The 2,971-nt window shown below is 58.9% G+C and carries 5 protein-coding genes; 4 read left to right on the top strand and 1 reads right to left on the bottom strand.

Features of this window, described 5'->3' with window-relative positions:
* The first annotated feature begins 110 nt into the window (after positions 1–110).
* Positions 111–860: a DUF599 domain-containing protein gene (locus tag ACPZMI_RS08880; protein ID WP_186707981.1), complete on the top strand. Its 750-nt coding sequence runs from the start codon at positions 111–113 to the stop codon at positions 858–860.
* Between the two features lie 82 nt (positions 861–942).
* On the opposite strand, the gene ACPZMI_RS08885 is transcribed toward ACPZMI_RS08880, so the two are convergent.
* Positions 943–1,218, bottom strand: a complete 276-nt coding sequence (locus tag ACPZMI_RS08885; RefSeq protein WP_054894248.1) for a hypothetical protein — start codon at positions 1,216–1,218, stop codon at positions 943–945.
* A 155-nt stretch (positions 1,219–1,373) separates the two neighbouring features.
* Between ACPZMI_RS08885 and ACPZMI_RS08890 the strand changes: the two genes are divergently transcribed.
* The 3 genes from ACPZMI_RS08890 to ACPZMI_RS08900 all read left to right on the top strand — a co-directional run.
* On the top strand, positions 1,374–1,850 hold the full coding sequence (locus ACPZMI_RS08890) for a PaaI family thioesterase (protein WP_186666228.1): 477 nt from the start codon (positions 1,374–1,376) through the stop codon (positions 1,848–1,850).
* Complete coding sequence (locus tag ACPZMI_RS08895; RefSeq protein WP_186666227.1) at positions 1,847–2,305, top strand: PaaI family thioesterase; 459 nt, start codon at positions 1,847–1,849, stop codon at positions 2,303–2,305. Before ACPZMI_RS08890 ends, ACPZMI_RS08895 begins: the two co-directional genes overlap by 4 nt.
* 88 nt (positions 2,306–2,393) lie before the next feature.
* Positions 2,394–2,971: ATP-binding protein (locus ACPZMI_RS08900; protein ID WP_426352058.1), on the top strand; the 578-nt coding region annotated here is incomplete at its 3' end.

The following is a 2,971-nucleotide window of genomic DNA, read 5'->3' on the forward strand; positions in this document are numbered from 1 at the left end:
CAGGCCCGCCCTGGCAAGATGGTTTTCACAACCTCAGTGTGCCTTTCATCGATAGCCAGCGTCGAATCCGCAGGCCAACCTCTTTATGCCCCGCCTTACGGAAACCCTGCATGACCTTCATCCAAAGCAATCTCCACAACCTGCTGGCCGTCGCCTGGTTTGCGCTGTGCTGGGGCGGCTACACCCGCTACGCCACCTGGAAGGGGCGCGACACTGCGTGCCTGGCCAGCGTCCTGCATCTCTACCGGGAAGATTGGATGCGTCGCATGCTGCTGCGCGACAACCGCATCGCCGACGCCAGCGTGATCGGCAACCTGGAGCGCAACGCGTCTTTTTTTGCCTCGAGCACTCTGATCATCCTGGCAGGCATCCTCACCGTGCTCGGCGCCTCCGATCGTGCGCTGTCGCTGTTAGCCGACCTGCCGCTGGTGCAGCAGGCCTCGCAGGGGATGTCGGAGATCAAGCTGCTGTGCCTGGCGCTGGTGTTCGTCTATGCCTTCTTCACCTTCAGCTGGTGCATGCGCCAATACAATTTCGCTGCGGTGCTGGTGGGGTCGGCGCCGATGATTGGTGAGCGGCAGGTCAGCGAGCTTGAGCGCAAGGCCTTCGCCTCGCGGGCGGCGCGGGTACTGTCGCTGGCGGCCAACCAGTTCAACCTTGGATTGCGTTCTTACTATTTCGGCATGGCCATGCTGAGTTGGTTCGTCAGCCCGTGGATGTTCATGCTGCTGAGTATCGGCGTCGTATTCATTCTGTACCGACGGGAGTTCCACTCCCATGTACTGGAAGTGATGGTCTTCACTCCCACCGAAAGTGTGCAGAGTGAAGCGGGCAAGGACACTTCGGTGAATATGAATTGATCAACGCTGACTGAAGCGTTTCATCGGTTAATTGCAGGTACAAAAAAACCCGACGCAAGTCGGGTTTTTCCGTTCAGCATAATTACTGCTTGGCAGGTTCGGCCGGAGCAGTGGAAGGCGCCGGGGTGGAAGGCTGGGCTTCCTCGGCGGCTTTCTGCTGCGCTTCGGCCTGATCTTTGGCGGCTTCGGCGTTTTCCTTGGCGGCCTCGTTCACTTTATCCTGAGCCTCGCCCATCTTCTCCTGGGCTTGCTCGGCATGTTGCTGTGCGTCCTGGGCTTTGTCTTCGCTCGCCTTGTCGCAAGCAGCCAGGCCCATGGCAGCGGCCAGCATCAGAGCAAAAGCAAAAGGTTTACGCATGGGGTGTTTCTCCTTGGTGGAATAACTTACTTGAAACCTTCGAGTCCATCCGCCAGCCATAAGTTCAACGCAGGTTGCAGATATATAACACCCCGTTCTATATCGACTTTTCCCTGGGTTTGTGAAATGTCGAGTCGGCAAGGAGTACGCGGACCATGAGTGAGACGGCCTTGATGGCGATGGCTGGACGTTTTCTTTCAGCGCTCAGGCATTGCCAGGTGTTGCAGATGCGTGTCCATCACGCTGATGCCGAGGGCATGACCCTGATACTGCCCTGGTCGGAAGCGATCGTTGGCAATCCACAGACTGGCGCCGTCCATGGCGGCGTGCTGACCACGCTGATGGACACCACCTGCGGCATGGCCACCCTTTGTGTACTGCCGCAGTTCGAAGTCTGTCCGACCCTGGACCTGCGTATCGACTACATGCATCCTGCGCAGCCTGGCAAGGACATCCATGGTCATGCCCAATGTTATCGCGTCACCCGTGATGTGATCTTCACCCGCGGTACGGCCTATCAGGACGACCCTGCTCAGCCGATCTGTCAGGTGGTCGGCACCTTCATGCGTCTTGGGCAGGAGGCCCGAGGTGGTATCCGTTTCGGCAGCGGCCTCAAGGAGGGCAGGGCATGATTCCCGAGGATGTTCGCAAGCAGCTGATTCAGGCCCATGCCCGCGGCGACTATGCACCGTTGCTGGCGCTGATTCCCTACGCCGCGCTTATCGGCATCGAATGCGAGCGCCAGGGCGATGACCTGCTGTTCCGCCTGCCGGCCAATCAGGACAACATCGGCAACCCCTTGCTGCCGGCCATCCATGGAGGTGTCATTGCAGGTTTCATGGAGCTTTCGGCGGCGCTCTATTTGTTGATCTTCAGCGAAAGCCTCAGTATTCCCAAGATCATCGACTTCTCCATCGACTACCTGCGCGCCGGGCACTACCGCGACACTTATGCCCAGTGCCAGCTATGGCGCCAAGGCCGTCGAGTGACCAACGTGGCGATCACCGCCTGGCAAGGCGATCGCGACTCGCCCATCGCCACCGCTCGAGCGCATTTCAAGATCGAACCGCATAAGCCCTTGAAATAGTCGGACATGCCCCCATCTGTTGAGCATCTGCCCGGCCACGCGCAATTGCCGTCGGGTGCAATGACCAACAGATCGGAGTTTGAAGACGATGAGTGTGGAGACTCAAAAAGAAACCCTGGGCTTCCAGACCGAGGTCAAGCAACTGCTGCACCTCATGATCCATTCGCTGTACTCGAACAAGGAGATCTTCCTGCGCGAGCTGATCTCCAACGCTTCCGACGCTGCTGACAAACTGCGTTTCGAAGCCCTGGCCAAGCCTGAGCTGCTCGAAGGCGATGCCGATCTGAAGATTCGCGTCAGCTTCGACAAGGACGCTGGCACCGTGACGCTGGAGGATAACGGCATCGGCATGAGCCGCGCCGATGTCATCGCGCACCTGGGCACCATTGCCAAGTCCGGCACTGCCGACTTCATGAAGAACCTCACCGGTGACCAGAAGAAGGATTCGCACCTGATCGGTCAGTTCGGTGTGGGCTTCTACTCTGCCTTCATCGTCGCCGACAAGGTCGATGTCTTCAGCCGTCGTGCCGGCGCACCCGCAGCCGAAGGCGTGCACTGGTCGTCCAAAGGCGAGGGGGAATTCGAAGTCGCCACCACCGACAAACCACAACGCGGCAGATCAGAAAAGCACACATCTGAACTCCAGCCACATTCTCGGATCTGGGG

It is taken from the genome of Pseudomonas wayambapalatensis (genome assembly GCF_049942315.1).
Classification (GTDB): Bacteria; Pseudomonadota; Gammaproteobacteria; order Pseudomonadales; family Pseudomonadaceae; genus Aquipseudomonas; species Aquipseudomonas wayambapalatensis.